Genomic DNA, 17,045 nt, shown 5'->3' on the forward strand with positions numbered 1-17,045 from the left:
CCGTCGGGATTGCTCGCCGTCGTCGACTCGAAGCAGCTCGGTTTCGACAGTCTCAGTCGTTGCCACCGTCGAAACCCCCTTCCCGAGGGGCTCCGTAGCCGGCGGTGTATCATGACGACCGCGACCGTTAGCGCGGGGGCGCGGCTCCACGTCGGCTTCCAGAACCTTTCGCTCGCTCGCGAGCGACTCTACGGCGGGATCGGTATCGGGCTCGCGGAACCGCGGGTTACCGTCACTGCCGAGCCCGCCACCTCGGTCGTCGCCGCCGATCCGCTGCTCCGGAACTACGCGAACCGCGCCGTCGACGTGCTGGCGGTCTCCGGTGTCACGATCACGCTCGAGGGGTCCCTGCCCCGCCACGTCGGCCTCGGAAGCGGGACCCAGCTCGCGCTCGCCGTGCTGACGGCGACGGCGCGAGCGCACGGCCTCGAGCCGCGGAGCCGCAACCGCGCGCCGGCGATGGGACGGGGCGGCCGCAGCGGCGTCGGGGTCGCGACGTTCGAGGCCGGCGGCTTCGTCGTCGACGCCGGGCATCCGACTACCCGGTTTACCACCGAGCCGCCGGCGGAGGGCGACTGGACGGTGCCACCCGTCGTCGCCCGTCACGACCTGCCGCCCGAGTGGCGGTTTCTGGTCGTCGTTCCGGACGCGGACCCCGGCCGCAGCGGCGACGACGAGGACGCGAGCATGCGTGCCGTCGTCGAACGCGCCGATCCCGCCATCGCGGACGAGATCGCCGGCGTCGTTACCCGCAAACTGCTGCCGGCGGCCGCCGCGGGCCGCCTCGAGCCTTTCGGCGAGGCCATCGCGGAAATCGGCCGCAAGAACGGTGCCTGGTACGCCGACGCCCAAGGTGGCGTCTTCCGGCCGCCCGCGGGCGAACTCGTCGAATCGCTCGAGGGCTGTCCGGTCCTCTCGGGCGTCGGCCAGTCGTCGTGGGGGCCGGTCGTCTACGGCGTGACCGACGCCGCCCACGCCGACGAGGCCGCTGCCGCCGCCCGGGACGCGCTCGCGGATCGCGGACTCGAGGGAGAAGTCGTCCTCGCTGCGCCGGCGGGGACCGGGGCTCGAATCCGGACGACCGGCGACCAGTAGAACGGGGTGGAGACGGATCGCAGCGCACGGCGTCGGGATGGGCGGGCACGACTTGCTCGGACCGCCGACCTCGAGACGGCGAGCGAACCCGGCGCGAACCGTCCGTTCGCGGTCGACGAACCCACGAAAGCGCACACTGGAGCCGGAGACCGGCGTCGGACGGGCGACTGGAGTGTTTTTGCGTACCGAGTCCGTACGTGATGATATGCAATTCTGTGACGACTGCGGTTCGATGATGAAAGCGCGGGGCGATCGCATGGTCTGTACGAACGACGACTGCGGGGCCTCGAACGAGCGGGACCGCGAGCAGGAAGACGCGTTCGTCACGACGGAGTCACAGACCGACGGCGACGTGATCGAGTCCAGCGAGGAGGCGAACTTCGAGGGCAAACCGAAGGCGACGGACGTCATCTGTGACGAGTGCGGTGCCGAGGAAGCGTGGTACACGCTCAAACAGACCGCCTCGGCCGACGAGCCGCCGACGCGGTTTTTTAAATGCACCGACTGCAAAAACAAATGGCGAGAGTATAATTGAGGTGGGGGTCGGTCCCCAGTACGACGCTATTCTTGTTTCGTACTCCCGAGCAGCCGTTCACGCAGGGTCCGCTGGCGAGCCGTCTGAGCGAGTAACACTGCACACTCGACATCGTCGAGGATATCCAAGACCGGCGATCCTCGGACCAATCGGGACAACAGTCCGCGCTCGGTCGCACCGATCACTACGAGGGTTGCATCCGTGACCGCATCGCTGATGGCGGTCTCGACATCTCGGTCGTCGACAACCAGGTCGGCGTCAGCCAGCCCGTTTTCGGCGGCCCACTCCTCGAGGAACTGTTCGCCCGCCTCGGTGGTCTCGTCATCGGAAAGCGCGTGCAGAACCGTCACGTCGGAGTCGAACTCGTTGCGAAGCAACCGGGCAACCTCTGCACCGAGCACCGAGTCGGGGCCGCCAGCAGTTGGCAAGAGGATCTGCGATGGATCGAACCCGCGCTCTTTCAGTACCAAGAAATCACAGGGAAGGTCGTGGGTTAGTTCATCGAGACGCGATTCGGCCCGGTCACGAGAGGCGGACCCCCAGCCCATGACGACCTGGTCAGCGTCGAAGGTACGGGCAGCGTCGAAGACCTCCTCGAACGATCGGTGTGACAACACTGTATGCGTCTCGATGGGAACGCCAAACGTCTCGGCGTCGGTACGTGCCTGCTCGAGCAATTTCTTCGATTCGGCGTTGCGCTGTTCGTTCTGCTCGGCACGTTCAAGCGGCGTCTGGTCGGGTACCTGAACGATGTGGACTGCATGAACCGTGCCGTTACGTTGCTTTGCGATGGCACCGCCGAGCGTGATCAGCTCTGTTTCGGTTCGGGGGTTGGCCAATGGAACCATTACGCGGAAATCGCCCCCGTCCGGAACACTGGAAGTCGGTCGGATCGAGTCGGCCGCCGCCACTGCAGCGTCGGGCATCTTCTCGGAGCGGTCGAGGACCCAATCGGCGAAGATGCCGGCGTTCTCGACGCGCTGTCGCGCGTACAACAGATACCACACGCCTGCGAAGACGACGAGTCCCGACGAGAGCAGAATAACGTATGGTTCAATGTACGCGATCAGTGCGAACGACGAAACCGCCCCGATAATCGGAACGAAGGGGTAGAGCGGAACCTCGAAGTCGGGATCGTAATCGGCGGGTTCGGCCTCTCGCATGACGATCAGCGCGACGTTCAACAAGCCGTAGACGATCAGATGCAGCACCGAGCCGGCTGTCGACAGGAACTCGAGGTTGCCGAAGAAGAGGAAGCCGATAATAAGTGTGCCGGTGATCAGAATCGACTTGTACGGCGTCCCGAACCGGTGGTGAATATCGTTGACTGACGGCGAGATGATCTTCTCGCGTCCCATCGCGAAGTTGATCCGCGAGGAAGAGAGGATCGATGCGTTCGCACTCGAGGCCGTCGCAAGCAGGCCGCCGAGCAACAGCAGCCCCCAGCCGAGCGTCCCCAAACTGAAGCCGAAGACGCTGTACTGGCCGAAGAGCAATTCGGCAGCATCAACGACGGCCTTGTCGTTGTTCGCCACCAGTTCGTTCGGAACCGCTGCAAGCAAGACAACGAGAAACAGGGCGTAGACGACGGTGACGATGACGACCGACCCGATAACCGCCAGCGGGAGGTTCCGGCCGGGGTTCTTGATCTCTTCGGCGACCGATGTGATCTGGACGAAGCCGAGGTAGGAGACGAAGACGATGGCAGTCACCGGGAGTACGTTACTGGTCGTCCCCGGCGGCGCGAACGGTCGCAACGAATCGAGGTTCGCGTTCAGGAGGCCGACGACGGTGAAGACGCCGAGAATTCCGAGTAGCGTGAGGACGATACCGATCTGGAGGCCGCCGGTCTCCTTGGCTCCGATGTAGTTGATGGTGATAAACAGCACCGCCCCGATGAGTCCGATCGTCTGGGCCGCGGATATCGTCATCGGGCCGAGCGCGAGCGCCGGGGCACCGACGAGTTCGTTGACGTACTTGCCGAAGCCGTACATGTAGAACGCGGACGCGAACGCCAACCCAAGCCAGTTCGCCCAGCCGCTTATCGACCCGAAAAGCGGTCCGAGCGCACGGTTAATATAAAAGTAGGCACCGCCGGACTTGGGCATCGCCGTCCCCAGTTCCGAGGCCGATAGCGCCGTGAACAGTGCGGTGACGCCGCCAATGACGAACGTCAGTGCCGCGAGTGGACCCGCTTGAGCGACGGCGGTGCCCGGCAGCACGAAGATTCCAGCCCCGATCATCGTGCCGATACCGATCGCGATCGCAGAGAGGAGTCCGAGGTCTTTCGCGAGTTCCTCGTCGGCGCTCATACGGGAACACCACCGCATAGCACACGCTCGTTCGCCGATCCCGACACTCCATTCGATAGCAGCCACCCCGGTGGATCGCACGTTCGAGTTCGGATATTCATTGGATCGAAGTTCACGAGGTGACGATGATAAACCCCAGGATTGCGTTATTGAATCCGTAGTGTCATACTCCGCCATTGCTGTTTCTGAGAACGTCTTCGAAAGCGCACGTCTCTTCCCCACTCCTCGAGCGACCAGGTATCGTACACGGCGGGCTCGCCGCCGTTCATGTGTGTTACACACCGAACAGTTCGGTTTTGTGGGAGTACTCCAGGTCGTCCTGGTCATAGCCCGGTTCGTCAGTAATCGCCCGGTCGGCAGTGACCGGTCGCCATCGGGGCGTGTCGGACCCCTCGAAGCGAAATCACTTGTGGAGGACGCGGTCCTCGGTCGGAGCGAACTCGAGAATAACTGCACCACGAATGAAGACGGATTCGGTCAGACGACGATGCTGTCGGACGGAGGCGACGAACGTTCGCATGGGGCAATCTGGAATGGGACGTATTGGCTGACTCCCAGCGGATGCGACCCGCCGGAGGCGCAACCGAAGCGGGTCTCGGCTCGTGAAGGGGTGCTGACGGACAACAGTTGTACGATACCACGGAACAAGGAATAAGCGGACGGCGTGCGTACCGAACGTATGGACGCGATTGAACGGCCGACGTTTGCGTCCGAAGCCAGCAGACGTATTTACGAATACGTCGAACGGCACGGGACCGTCGAACGGCAGAAAGTACCCGATATCATGTCCCTCCCGGCCGAGGAGTTCCGGACGTGCCTCGCGGAACTGAAATCGGACGGCTATCTCGAAGAGGAGGATGGCACCCTTCGAATCGCCCTCGAGTTCGGTGCCGTCGAGAAACACGAACTCGACGAGTTCACCGTGACGGTTCGACCCGCTCGGCAGGCCGATTTCGACGGTCTCGTCGATACCATTCGGGACGTTACGGCCGAGGAGTCGTACGTCGTCGCCGAAACGATCGCCGAACAGTTGTTGTACGAAAATACCGTTACCAGGCACAACACGGTGCGGTCTCGGCGATTCTTCGTTGCAACCGTCGACGGCGACGTCGTCGGCTGGACCCACCTCGATCTTCAGCAGGTCGACCCGGTCCGGGAGGTTGCCCAACAGACCGTCGGCGTCCGCGCGGCCTATCGGGGCCACGGGATCGGGAGCAAACTCCTGCAGCGAGGGATCGAGTGGGCCGAAGCGAACGGGTATCGGAAGGTCTACAACAGTATTCCCGTCGTCAACGAGACCGCTCTCGAGTTCCTGACCGTCCACGGCTGGGACACCGAGGCGATCCGCAAGGACCATTACACGATCGACGGCGAGTACGTCGACGAGGTGATGATGGCGTACGAGTTGTAGCCGTTGCCGGCGAGTGAGCCGCGTCGCCCCGACTCGGGGCACAACGTTCACGTCCATTCGGACGAATCGGTCGGTAGACGAATGTCCGACGGGCCCCGACTCCCGGGCGTCGAGGGTGAGGACGACGAGGACCGCATCGTCTGCCACGTCGACGCCGATTGCTTCTACGCCGCCTGCGAGCGACTGCGCGACCCCGAACTCCGCGGCGAGCCCCTCGTCGTCGGGATGGGTTACGAGGCGGGGGAGACGAACGGTGCGGTCGCCACCGCCAGCTACGAGGCCCGCGAGTTCGGCGTCGAAAGCGCGCAGGCGATTTCGACGGCCCTCGAGCGACTCCCGAGACGCGCGGCCTTCGATACCGGCGAGATCGATGATCCCGACCTCGAGGGCGGCGGGCAGCGTGCGCCTGCTGACTCGAGCGAGCGTCAGCGGGCGCGCGAGGAAACCGGCTACTACCGGCCCGTCGATATGGAGTACTACGAGTCGGTCGCGGCCGACGTCCGGGAAATCCTTCACGACTGCGCCGACGTCGTCCGCGAGGTGAGCATCGACGAGGCCTACCTCGACGTAACCGAGCGGACCGCCTGGGAAGTCGCGGACGGCTTCGCCCGGCACGTCAAGGACCGCATCCGACGGGCGGTCGGCGTCACCGTCAGCGTCGGCGTCGCACCGACGATGAGCACGGCCAAGATCGCCAGCGATTTCGACAAGCCCGACGGACTCACCGTCGTCGAGCCCGGCGATGTTCGAGCGTTTCTCGCGCCGCTCGCCGTCGACCAGCTTCACGGCGTCGGCCCCGTGACCGCCCGCGCGCTTCGCGAAATGGGCCTCGAGACGGCGGGCGACGTGGCCGCCGCCGATCCGGGGCCGCTGGTCGACCGCTTCGGGGAACGCGGCCGGGAACTGTACGACCGCGCCCGCGGCGAGGACGAGCGCCGCGTCGAGCCGAAAGGCGACCCCAAGAGCTTCTCCCGCGAGTCGGCGTTCGCCGATCCCGTCGAAGCGCCGACCCCGAAGTACGACCTGCTCGAGACGCTCGCGGCGGCCGTCGCCGACCGTGCTCGACGGGAAGGCGCGCTGTACCGAACCATCGGCGTCAAGGCCGTCACGCCGCCCTACGACGTCAACACGCGCGAGCGGTCGCTACCGGGTCCGGTCGACGACCCGGCGCTCGTCGATCGCATCGCGCGGGACCTGTTCACCGAGTTCGAGGACGCACCCGTCCGCAAACTCGGCGTCCGGGTCGCCAACCTCGAGTTCGCGACCGCCGATCAGGCGAGCCTCGAGAGTTGGGAGCGGGACGCGGACGGGACCGGAACCGAGTCCGACGCGGTCGCCGCCGACGACGGTTCGGGGTCGGATGGAAATCCCGACGACGATCGCGGGAATCGGCCGCCCGGACAGTCGGCGCTCGCGGATTTCCGGTGAGCGATGGCCGGCCATCGTCGCCGGCCGAACGGCCACCGTCTTCGAGCCGCGAGACGGCGTCCCGAATCGGAAAGAACGCTGAAATTATAACCCCACCCCGACAATCACTACAGCAGACCACATCGTCCGTCTGATTACATGACAGAGGATTTTTACGACCTTCTCGAGATCCCGCCCGACGCCTCCCAGGACGAGATCAAAGACGCCTATCGCGATCAGGTTCGCGTCTACCATCCGGATCTGAACGACGACGATCGCGCACAGGCGCAGTTTACTGCGGTACAAACGGCCTACGATATTCTCGGCGATCCGGTCGAACGACAGGCCTACGACCGACTCGGCCACGAGGACTACGTCGCGAAGCGAACCAGCGGCCTCCCCTCCCCCGACGTCTGGAAGAGCGACGACGACGGTGACGACGACTCGAGCGGCACGGAACTGAGCTATTCGGAATCGGAAACGGCCTCCGCGTCGGCGTCGACCGCATCGGCGACGGCCGGCTCGGCGGCGTCCGGATCGAGAACCGGCGGTCGGTCGTCGGCGACGAACGGCTCGAGCGGATCGGGGACCGCGACGGCCTCGGCCGGTACTGCGAGCAGCGCCTCGAACGCGACCGCTTCCGGAACCGGAGCGGGGTCCGGGGGTGCCGGTGCGGGCGCGAACCGTCGAACCCGCGAGCCGAACGCTGGGACAGCCGGTGACACCGGGCGGTCCAGCCGGTCCACGGCTGGCTCCGGATCGGAGGCCGACGCCGGCGTCGGGAACCCGCTCGCGCGCTGGTGGCGGCGACAGAACTTCTCGCTGCCGCTGCTCTGGCTTTCCGTCCTCGTTTATGCGGCCGGCCTCGGTCACTTCGGTCTCGAGAACGCGGCCGCGCTCGGATCGCTCTGGACCGAACTGCTCGCGACCGGTGCCGATCCGGCCGGGATCGGCACTGTGCTGACGGAGGGTCGCCACGGGCTCGAGACGACGGTCGCGTTCGTTCGAGGCGTCGAGTTCGTGACGCCGCCGCTCGAGCAACCGCTGTGGTACGGCGCGCTGGCGGGCCTCGTCGCGCTCACGCTCTTTTCGCTGCTCGCCGTCCGGGTCGGCCGTCGAGAGACCACCTGGGGTCCGCTGACGATCGACGAGACGATCGTCGTCGCCCTCGCCCTCACGGTGGCAGCGACGCTCGTCGGCGGCCCGTTGCTGGCCGGTGCGGTGCTTATGCCGTTGCTGTTCGGCGTCGTCGTCCGCCACACCAGACGCGGACGGGGCTGGACGCCGTCCTATCTCTACGTGCTCCCCGTCTTCGCGCCGCTCGCCGGCTTCGGTGCCGTCACGGCCGGCTATACGTCGCTTCCGGTCGATCTGGTCGCGTTCGTGGGCCTCCCGCTGGTCGGCGGCCTGTGGCTCCCGCTGCGGGTGACGATCATGAAACGGCTCGGTCGGTGACTCCGAACCGCTTCCGTCGAGGGGTCTCGGGCCCGTGTTCCGAGTCGACGCCCCGCGAACACACACGGTACCGAACAGTTGAAATGCGACAGATGCCAAACGCTCGCATGGCCAAATACTCGACCGGTTCGTCCGGTAGCGGCGGCGGGACGAACTGCGAACTCTGCGGTGCCGAGAGCGATTCGCTGACGCTCGCATCGGTCGCGGGAGCCGAGCTCGAGGTCTGTCCGGACTGCGCGCCACACGACGATTCCGAGACACGTGGCGAGGATCGAACCCGGGATCGAAGCGACCGCGCGTCGCCTTCCGACGACGAACCGAGCCGCAAGCAGAAGGCGGCCCAGAACGTCGCGAAAGCGAACCCGGTCTGGGACGGCGACTCCGAACACTGGGAAAGCGAAGGGACCAACTACGACGACGACCCGCTGCCGTATCTCGTCTCGGATTACGGCGAGGCGCTCGTCGAGGCACGCCGGGACGCGGGCCTCCAGCGGGAGGAACTCGCCGACGAACTCGACGCGCCGACGAAAGACGTCCTCGCGATCGAACAGGGACGCGCGACGCAGGCCGGGGTCGGCGGTGGCCTGATCGACGCCCTCGAAGATCGACTGGACGTGACCCTCGCGGAGTAACCGACCGCGCTCCGTCGGTGCCGGTCTCGGCGAGCAGACTTTTATTCACTGCCGACGGAATCAACGGCAATGACCGGCCAACGGGCGGCGACGGAGCCGTACGCGACGCGATTCGAGACCGAAGTGACGTCGATCGACGGTCGACGGGTCCGACTCGAGCGCAGTCACTTCTACGGCGCGAGCGGGGGACAGCCGGCGGATCGGGGGACGATCGGCGGGATCACGGTCGCGGACGTCCGGTTCGTCGACGGGGAGCAGGTGCACGTACTGGCCGAGGAGCCGTCAGTTCGACCGGGCCACCGCGTGCTCTGTTCGGTCGACTGGTCCTTTCGGATGTACTGTATGCGAGCCCACACCGCCAGTCACGTTCTCGTCGGGGCGGCGCGGCGACTGTTCGAGGACGCGACCGATGCCGGCCTCGAGATCGGCACGGAGACGGTTCACGTCGACCTCGAGACGACGGCGACAGTCGACGACGAGCGATTGGTCGAACTCGACGAGGCGGTCAACCGCGTGGTCTGGGAGTCCCGGCCGGTGTCGTGGGACGACGTGCCGCTCTCGCGGGCGCGAGATCGTGAGGAGGTGGCGCTCGACGCCGGGGCGGACGCCGCGGTCGAGGGCAAGCGGGTCCGACTCGTCACGATCGAGGGCGAGAACGACCGGCGAAGCGGGTCCCGTCTCGCCGGTGCGAACGGCGCGGCGACCCCGTGGGACGTGTCGGCCTGTGGCGGCACTCACGTCCGAAATACCCGCGAGATCGGTCCCGTCACGGTATTCGGCAGTTCGACACCCACCGAAGACGTGACCCGGATCGAACTCGCCGTCGGTCCGCAGGCGATCGCGCGACGAACGGCGGAGAAACGGGCCGCGTTCGCCGCGACGGCAGCGCTGGATGTCGCTCTCGAGGACGTCGCTGCCGAACTCGAGCGGCCGTAACGGCGGCCGCAGTCGGTGGCTGTCGCTCGGGAGAGCGACGAACCCGTCGCAAGCAGTGGATTCATTGCTCTCGACCCCCCTATTGTAAGCAACCGGGATCGGTCCGGAGAAGGTATAAACTATTACTACCTTCGGAGTGAATTTCCATCCATGGGAGTCGATTACTCACAGCTACACGACCCGAACGCCGAGTACACGATGCGGGACCTCTCGAGCGAGACGATGGGGGTCTCGCGCGAGCGCGGCGGCGGTCGGGACGTCGAGATCACCGATATCCAGACGACGATGGTCGACGGCAACTTCCCGTGGACGCTCGTGCGGGTCTACACCGACGCGGGACCCGTCGGCACCGGCGAAGCCTACTGGGGTGCCGGCGTCCCGGAACTGATCGAGCGCATGACGCCGTTTCTCGTCGGCGAAAACCCGCTGGACATCGACCGGCTGACCGAGCATCTCGTCCAGAAGATGTCCGGCGAAGGCTCGATCGGCGGCGTCACTGTCACCGCGATCTCGGGCATCGAGGTCGCCTTACACGATCTGGCCGGCAAGATCCTTGGAGTGCCGGCCTATCAGCTCCTGGGCGGCAAGTACCGCGACGAGATGCGGGTGTACTGTGACTGCCACACCGAGGCGGAAGCCGATCCCGAGGCCTGCGCCGACGAGGCGGAGCGCGTGGTCGAAGAACTGGGCTACGACGCCCTGAAGTTCGATCTCGACGTGCCGAGCGGTCACGAGAAGGACCGTGCGAACCGTCACCTCCGGAACCCCGAGATCGAACACAAGGCCGAGATCGTCGAGAAAGTCACCGAGCGCGTCGGCGACCGCGCGGACGTCGCCTTCGACTGTCACTGGACGTTCTCCGGCGGCAGCGCGAAGCGTCTCGCGAAGCGACTCGAGGAGTACGACGTCTGGTGGCTCGAGGACCCCGTGCCGCCGGAGAACCACGACGTACAGCGCGAAGTCACGCAGTCGACATCGACGCCGATCACCGTCGGCGAGAACGTCTACCGGAAACACGGCCAGCGCCGCCTGCTCGAGGAACAGGCGGTCGACATGATCGCGCCGGACATGCCCAAGGTCGGCGGCATGCGCGAGACACGCAAGATCGCCGATCTGGCGGACATGTACTACGTCCCGGTCGCGATGCATAACGTCGCCTCGCCGGTCGCGACGGTCGCCAGCGCCCACGTCGGCGCGGCGATTTCGAACTCGCTGGCCGTGGAGTACCACTCCTACGAACTCGGCTGGTGGGCGGATCTCGTCGAGGAGGACGTCATCGAGGGCGGGTACATCGAGATCCCCGAGGAGCCCGGAGTAGGCGTCACGCTCGACATGGATGTCGTCGAGGAGCACATGGTCGACGGCGAGGAGTTGTTCGACGAAGCGTGAGCGTCGGCGGGCCCACCGAGCCGAGTTCGGCGCTGTTCGGCGGCGTATGCTGTGTCGAACCGCTTCCCGGCCGAAGAGCGAACGCCATCGGCGGGCGCTTACTTCGGCTATGAGTAAATCTCTTGTCGACGGGACGCGCATGTCGTGACACGATGAACCATCTCACTGGGATGCGGCCGGCGATCGAGCACCGGACAGCGGCCACCATGGGAGGGGCAGACGAATGACCGAGACCGAGACGGTTAGGGACCGAATCGTTGATGGCGGCGTCATCGCGGTCCTCCGCGGTATCGACGAGGAACAAATCGTTCCGGTCGCCCGGGCGATCCACGACGCCGGGGTCGATGTGCTCGAGATCACGGCCGACGGGACGCGTGCCGTCGAGCGGATCGCGGCCGTCGACCGGGAACTCGCGGATACCGACGCAGTCGTCGGCGCGGGGACCGTCCTCGACGCGGCGACCGCACAGTCCGTGATCGACGCGGGCGCGTCATTCGTCGTCTCGCCACACGTCGAACCGGCGGTGGTGCGGACGTGTAACCGACACGGCGTCCTCGTCGCGCCCGGCGTCATGACGCCGACGGAGGCCGTGACCGCGATGGAGGCCGGCGCGGACCTCCTCAAGCTGTTCCCCGCATCGACGGTCGGGCCGGATCACATCGGCGCACTCTCCGGGCCGCTGGGTGACATCGACATCGTTCCGACGGGCGGCGTCTCACGGGACAACGTCGCTGACTTCTTCGACGCCGGCGCGGCGGCCGTCGGTGCCGGCGGTGCCATCATCGACGACGCGGCCGTCGATGACGGCGACATGGATCGCGTTCGAGAGACCGCAGCGTCGTTCGTCGACGCGGTCGAGGCGGCGCGTAGCGAGTAATCGAACGCCGACGCGGCGGACCCGTTCGCCTCCCGCGAGTCCGTGAGACGACCAACTGCTGGTGCTGGCGGCCGTTTTATACCCCTCGTTGGGGTGGAGATGGGCGTGACGCCAGACCCAGATCAGCGTACTCGCAGACGGATACTCGGCGCGGTCGGAGCGAGCGGAGCCGTGGCGGCGTTCGGTTTCGGCGGCACCGGGGCCGGCACCGTTCAGAACGAAACCGCCGACTCGAACGCCACGGCGGGCGACGGGAACGATATCGACAGCCCATACACGGAAACGTATCGCAACAGCATCGACTCCGTCGTCCTCGTCACCGTCTCCGGGACGGGCAGTGCTCCGGGCGGCGGTAGTGGCGGACTCGGTTCCGGATTCGTCATCGACGATCAGCATCTCGTGACGAACAACCACGTCGTCGCGAGTGCGAGCGACGACGGGATCGAAGTCCAGTTCAGCAACGAGGAGTGGCGCGCCGCGTCGATCGTCGGCACCGACATTTACAGCGACCTCGCCGTCCTCCGCGTCGAGGACATGCCCGACATCGCGACCGGGCTCTCGTTCCTCGAGTCCAAACCCGTCATCGGACAGGAAGCGCTCGCAATCGGTAATCCGCTCGGACTCGACGCATCGGTTTCACAGGGGATCGTCAGCGGAATCGACAGATCGCTCCCCAGCCCCACCGGCTTCTCGATTCCGGCCGCGATTCAGACCGACGCACCGATCAATCCCGGTAACAGCGGCGGCCCGCTGGTGAGCCTCGAGGGGGAGGTGCTCGGCGTCGTCTTCGCCGGGGCCGGCCAGACGATCGGTTTCGCGATCGCCGCGGTGCTGGCGAACCGGGTCGTTCCCACGCTCATCGAGGACGGCACGTATGAGCACCCGTACATGGGGATCGGGGTCCAACCGGTCGGCCCGGCGATCGCCGACGAGATCGGGCTCGAGGAAGCCACCGGCGTACTCGTCATGGAGGTCGTGCCGAACTCGCCCGCGGATGGCGTCCTCGAGCCGGGTCGGACCGGTCAGCCGGGCAGCGGCGACGTAATCGTCGCCATCGACGGCACGGAGATACCGACGCAGGAGCAGCTCTCGTCGTATCTCGCCCTCGAGACCTCGCCGGGCGACACGATCAAACTCGAGGTCGTCCGCGACGGCGACCGGCAATCGGTCGAACTGACGCTCGCCGAGCGGCCGGCGGCGGAACTGCCGCGGACGCCGATTCCGGGCCGCCCGGGCGAGCGGCCGCCGCTGGAGCCGTGACGGGGGCATCGAGAGGCAAGCCGCGGGTGGGGGCCGGTCTATCTGTACTCGGCCCGAACACGGGAGCGTCGGCGTCTACGCGCCGTCGTGATCGGTCGCGTAACGGCCGTGCTCTGCACGGACACGAAAGACAGATAAAAGACGCCGCGCTGTGAATAGACATATATGGACGTTCCGTACGACCTCACCTCGTACGTTCGAGTGCTGAAGATGGCGACGACACCCTCTACTGAGGAGTTCCTCCAGGTATCGAAAATCGCCGGGGCGGGTATCCTGCTGGTCGGCCTTATGGGATTCCTCATCGGCGCGATCATGCTGCTCCTGCCCGGTGGTGGCGTCTAATGGGTATCTTCGCTGTCAAAACGACGGCGAGCCAGGAGCGGACCGTCGCGGACATGATCATCAACCGCGAGGAGTCGGAGATCCACGCCGCACTCGCGCCCGACTCGCTGACCTCCTACGTCATGGTCGAGGCCGAAGGCGACGCGGTCCTCAATCGCGTTCTCGAGGACATTCCGCACGCGCGGAGTATCGTCCCCGGCGAGTCGGACATTTCCGAGGTCGAACACTTCCTCTCGCCGAAGCCGGACGTCGAAGGGATCGCCGAGGGCGACATCGTCGAACTCATCGCCGGTCCGTTCAAAGGTGAGAAAGCGCAGGTCCAACGGATCGACGAGGGCAAAGACCAGGTGACGGTCGAACTGTACGAGGCGACGGTTCCGATTCCCGTGACGGTGCGGGGCGACCAGATTCGCGTGCTCGATTCCGACGAACGGTAGTTCGCCAGCCACCAACCCGATCCGTTCCATCGCGGATCGGCCCCGACGACTCAGTGGGTGTCTCTTCTCGACTCGTTTGCCGCAACCACCGCTCCGTGGCAGCGCGTTTCGCAGCGCTCTCGAGTCCGCACGAATCGAAAGTCCGGTTCGACCGTTCGCATACGTCTGTCAATATAGCACAATACAGGTAAAAATTATTACAATAAGTGTCGAAAGATAGTTCGTTCGCAGCAGATACGCGAACGGTATCCAATGCCAGCGAACGAACATACGAATTCGACCGCAGCGAACAGTGATTCGACGGCTCGCGTCTCGAGACGGCGGCTTCTCGGATCGGCGGCGGCGACGATCGTCGCGAGCGCCGGCGTGAGCATCGCGTCGGGATCGGTTGCCGCCGACACCGACGGGATCGCGGAACTCGACTTTCGGGACGGCGTCCCCGATGTCACCGATGCGCCCCAGGACGTAGCCGAGGTCGTGTTCAAGATCCACGGGTATACGAGTTCGTCGGACAGCGTCGAGCGGGCCGCGACGTTTCGGGAGACGGCGAGAGCAGTCGGCTACGACGAAGCCGTCACAGCAGTTACCTGGGACGACAGCGGGCTGCCGACATCGGCGATACAAAGCGCCAGGGACACCGGCGACCTGTTCGCTACGTGGCTGGGGGACTACACCGACGCGAACCCGTCGACGACGATCCGTATTCTCGGACACTCGATGGGCGGCATCCTCCAGTTGGAAACGCTTGCGGCCATCGACGGGGCGTTCACGGTCGCGACGGCGGACAGCATCGGCTCGTTCGAGGCGTCCGATGCGCCCTGCGAAAACGGCCCCTTCGCCGATGCCATCCGGACGTCGGCCGGCGCGGTTCACAACTACTACTCGACGAACGACGGCCTCGCCAAACTGGGGAGCGGCCCGGCGGACTGCGACGGCGGGTCCAGCGACGACGCTACGCCAGCTAATTACGACGATATCGACGTGAGCGATGCGGTCTCCGATCACTCCGCCTACCGCAAAGAGACCGGCTGCGTGTCGGCGATCGTCAACAACTACTGAGGCGGCGGTCACTCGGTCGTCCGTTCCCGGCGACGACAGTGCCGACCCGCTCTCGCCGTCCCGAAAGCGGACCCGACGACCGAGCGAACCGCTACCGCTTCAGTTCCGTCGCGATCGCTTGCATGTCCGCTTCCGACTCGATCTCCTCGAGCAGTTCTTCGCGCTCCCTGACAGCCTCGGAACTGGCACCGTAGGCGCGAACGTACTCGGCGCGGCTGTGTTCGGTGAAGGCGTGTCGAATCGCGAGGTAGCCATCGGGGACGACGGTCCCACAGACCTTACACTCACGACGCTGGTGTTTCGTCGCCTGATGGACGACGGCCGACTCGACGTCCTCGAAGACTGCACCACAGCCGTCGATCCCACATTCCCAGGCCATTCGTTACGGACACTCGAACGGCCCCCCTAATGATCCTTTCGCAGCGACGCCCCCGACCAGAAACCACCCCTCAGAAACCGCTCGGAGGGCGCGTTCACGCGGGCGTGATGTAGCGCGGACGCGTTCGGAATACGGCGTTCTCGGTGCAAGCGCGAACCGGTTGGTCGGTCCGCTCGATCACGGTCCCGTCGGCCGGATCGACGACGCGAGCGGGGACGCCCTCGGGCGGTCCTCGAATCAGAATTCATAACCCGGCTGTCCCGGAAGTAGTGATCGTGACCGATGGAGTGACGTTCCGAATCGACTGTCACGTGAAGGTGCTGGACGAGACGGTCGTCGAACGGGCCAAACGGGCCGGTCTCGACGCCATCGTCTACGCACCCCACTTCACCCGCCTCCCGGAAATTCGTGACCGAGCGGCCGCCTACTCCGACGACGACCTGCTGGTACTCCCCGGCCGCGAGGTGTTTACCGGCCCGTGGTGGGACCGCAAACACGTCCTCGCGATCGGGCTCGAAGCGCCCGTTCCGGATTTCATTCCGCTCGAGACGGCGATGGCCGAGTTCGACCGGCAGGACGCGACGGTGCTCGTTCCGCATCCCGAGTTCGCGAACGTGAGCCTTAGCGAAGCGGATCTACGGGCGTACGCGGACACGATCGACGCCGTCGAGATTTTCAACCCGCGGCACTTTCCGCCGGACAACCGACGTGCACGCGAACTCGCCGACGCGCTCTCTGTGCCGCCGTTTACCTCCTCCTATGCTCACCTTCCGCGCTCCGTCGGCGTCGCCCACACCGCCTTCGACGCGGCCATCGAGAGCGAGGCCGAGTTCTGCGCCGCACTCGAGGACGGGATCGCCCGCCGCGTCGTCTACGACAACGGCCTCGATCGGTGGGCGACGACGGCCGCGGAACTCGGCCACCTCGTCTACGAGAACACCTGGAAGAAGATCGATCGCCTTTTCCTTTCGGGGACGGAGCCGACCCATCCCCACCATATCGCCTACGACGGCCGGTTCGACGACGTCGCCGTCTACTAACTGCGGACCCTCGAGAGCGTCTCCGCGACCCGGTCCCAGTGGCTCCCGCGCCAGAAGTGCTGGCCGCAGTCGCGACAGCGCCACACGTCGACTGCCGACGGCTCGGGCGCGTACTCCGGCGTCGACGCAGCCCGCTCGACGGGTTCGAGCGGACCGTTACATCGACCACAGATACCGGGATCGGCCGCCAGCGCGAGGTCGAGTCCCGCGGCGTCGAGTTCGGCGAGTTGCTCGTCGACGGCTCGGGATTCGAGCAGGATCGACTCGTCGGCGCGGTTCGCGAGGGCGACGTTTCGAGTGACGAGCGTCCGGTCCTCGTTTCGAGCGACGGCGAGGAGATCGTCGTCGGCCTCGAGCCCGCGATCACCAGCGTACGCGGTGTCGTAGTTACACATCCGCAGGTATGAGACGAGGCCGCCACACATGACATCGAGGAGGATGCGCGCCGGACCGGGACGAGATGCGGGCATCCCGGCTCG

The 17,045-nt window shown here is 65.9% G+C and carries 17 protein-coding genes; 14 read left to right on the plus strand and 3 right to left on the minus strand.

Translation table 11 applies throughout. The annotated features are described in order from the left end of the window. Positions 1–111 precede the first annotated feature (111 nt). A complete protein-coding gene (locus tag FGF80_RS03685; protein WP_138652266.1) occupies positions 112–1,095 on the plus strand; it encodes a beta-ribofuranosylaminobenzene 5'-phosphate synthase family protein in 984 nt (327 codons plus the stop codon). Between the two features lie 205 nt (positions 1,096–1,300). Further along, a complete protein-coding gene (locus FGF80_RS03690; protein WP_006184584.1) occupies positions 1,301–1,630 on the plus strand; it encodes a transcription factor S in 330 nt (109 codons plus the stop codon). Between the two features lie 26 nt (positions 1,631–1,656). Here FGF80_RS03690 and FGF80_RS03695 read toward each other — a convergent pair whose 3' ends face one another. Further along, positions 1,657–3,942: an amino acid permease gene (locus FGF80_RS03695; protein WP_138652268.1), complete on the minus strand. Its 2,286-nt coding sequence runs from the start codon at positions 3,940–3,942 to the stop codon at positions 1,657–1,659. A 679-nt stretch (positions 3,943–4,621) separates the two neighbouring features. Between FGF80_RS03695 and FGF80_RS03700 the strand changes: the two genes are divergently transcribed. The 11 genes from FGF80_RS03700 (at position 4,622) to FGF80_RS03750 (ending at position 15,147) form a co-directional block, all read left to right on the plus strand. Beyond that, positions 4,622–5,353 (plus strand): GNAT family N-acetyltransferase, encoded by a 732-nt coding sequence (locus FGF80_RS03700; RefSeq protein WP_006184582.1) that lies wholly within the window; start codon positions 4,622–4,624, stop codon positions 5,351–5,353. A gap of 81 nt (positions 5,354–5,434) precedes the next feature. Beyond that, positions 5,435–6,781: a DNA polymerase Y family protein gene (locus tag FGF80_RS03705; protein WP_138652270.1), complete on the plus strand. Its 1,347-nt coding sequence runs from the start codon at positions 5,435–5,437 to the stop codon at positions 6,779–6,781. 138 nt (positions 6,782–6,919) lie between these two features. Then, positions 6,920–8,215 carry a J domain-containing protein gene (locus FGF80_RS03710; RefSeq protein ID WP_006184571.1) on the plus strand — a complete coding sequence of 432 codons (1,296 nt, stop codon included), beginning with the start codon at positions 6,920–6,922 and terminating at the stop codon, positions 8,213–8,215. A gap of 107 nt (positions 8,216–8,322) precedes the next feature. Continuing rightward, the gene (locus tag FGF80_RS03715) at positions 8,323–8,847 is read left to right on the plus strand and encodes a helix-turn-helix domain-containing protein (RefSeq protein WP_006184570.1); all 525 of its coding nucleotides are present in this window, start codon (positions 8,323–8,325) and stop codon (positions 8,845–8,847) included. A gap of 69 nt (positions 8,848–8,916) precedes the next feature. Further along, positions 8,917–9,783: an alanyl-tRNA editing protein gene (locus FGF80_RS03720; RefSeq protein WP_138652272.1), complete on the plus strand. Its 867-nt coding sequence runs from the start codon at positions 8,917–8,919 to the stop codon at positions 9,781–9,783. Positions 9,784–9,933: 150 nt separating this feature from the next. Further along, positions 9,934–11,172: a mandelate racemase/muconate lactonizing enzyme family protein gene (locus FGF80_RS03725; RefSeq protein WP_138652274.1), complete on the plus strand. Its 1,239-nt coding sequence runs from the start codon at positions 9,934–9,936 to the stop codon at positions 11,170–11,172. Positions 11,173–11,395: 223 nt separating this feature from the next. Next, entirely contained in the window at positions 11,396–12,049 is a 654-nt protein-coding gene (locus FGF80_RS03730) for a bifunctional 4-hydroxy-2-oxoglutarate aldolase/2-dehydro-3-deoxy-phosphogluconate aldolase (protein ID WP_138652276.1), read from the plus strand. A gap of 171 nt (positions 12,050–12,220) precedes the next feature. Continuing rightward, positions 12,221–13,309: a S1C family serine protease gene (locus tag FGF80_RS03735; protein ID WP_138655456.1), complete on the plus strand. Its 1,089-nt coding sequence runs from the start codon at positions 12,221–12,223 to the stop codon at positions 13,307–13,309. Between the two features lie 165 nt (positions 13,310–13,474). Further along, positions 13,475–13,651 carry a protein translocase SEC61 complex subunit gamma gene (locus FGF80_RS03740; RefSeq protein ID WP_006184565.1) on the plus strand — a complete coding sequence of 59 codons (177 nt, stop codon included), beginning with the start codon at positions 13,475–13,477 and terminating at the stop codon, positions 13,649–13,651. After that, positions 13,651–14,088: a transcription elongation factor Spt5 gene (locus FGF80_RS03745; RefSeq protein ID WP_006184564.1), complete on the plus strand. Its 438-nt coding sequence runs from the start codon at positions 13,651–13,653 to the stop codon at positions 14,086–14,088. The genes FGF80_RS03740 and FGF80_RS03745 overlap by 1 nt, the downstream gene beginning before the upstream one ends. Before the next feature lie 252 nt (positions 14,089–14,340). Further along, on the plus strand, positions 14,341–15,147 hold the full coding sequence (locus tag FGF80_RS03750) for an alpha/beta hydrolase (RefSeq protein ID WP_138652278.1): 807 nt from the start codon (positions 14,341–14,343) through the stop codon (positions 15,145–15,147). Between the two features lie 91 nt (positions 15,148–15,238). Here FGF80_RS03750 and FGF80_RS03755 read toward each other — a convergent pair whose 3' ends face one another. Beyond that, positions 15,239–15,526 (minus strand): DUF7565 family protein, encoded by a 288-nt coding sequence (locus FGF80_RS03755; RefSeq protein ID WP_006184562.1) that lies wholly within the window; start codon positions 15,524–15,526, stop codon positions 15,239–15,241. 287 nt (positions 15,527–15,813) lie between these two features. Here FGF80_RS03755 and FGF80_RS03760 point away from each other — a divergent pair, with 287 nt between their 5' ends. Then, a complete protein-coding gene (locus FGF80_RS03760) occupies positions 15,814–16,566 on the plus strand; it encodes a PHP domain-containing protein (protein ID WP_006184561.1) in 753 nt (250 codons plus the stop codon). Here FGF80_RS03760 and FGF80_RS03765 read toward each other — a convergent pair. Continuing rightward, complete coding sequence (locus FGF80_RS03765) at positions 16,563–17,036, minus strand: Mut7-C RNAse domain-containing protein (RefSeq protein ID WP_138652280.1); 474 nt, start codon at positions 17,034–17,036, stop codon at positions 16,563–16,565. The genes FGF80_RS03760 and FGF80_RS03765 overlap by 4 nt on opposite strands. Positions 17,037–17,045 lie beyond the last annotated feature (9 nt).

This window comes from Natrinema pallidum (genome assembly GCF_005890195.1).
Taxonomy (GTDB): Archaea; Halobacteriota; Halobacteria; order Halobacteriales; family Natrialbaceae; genus Natrinema; species Natrinema pallidum.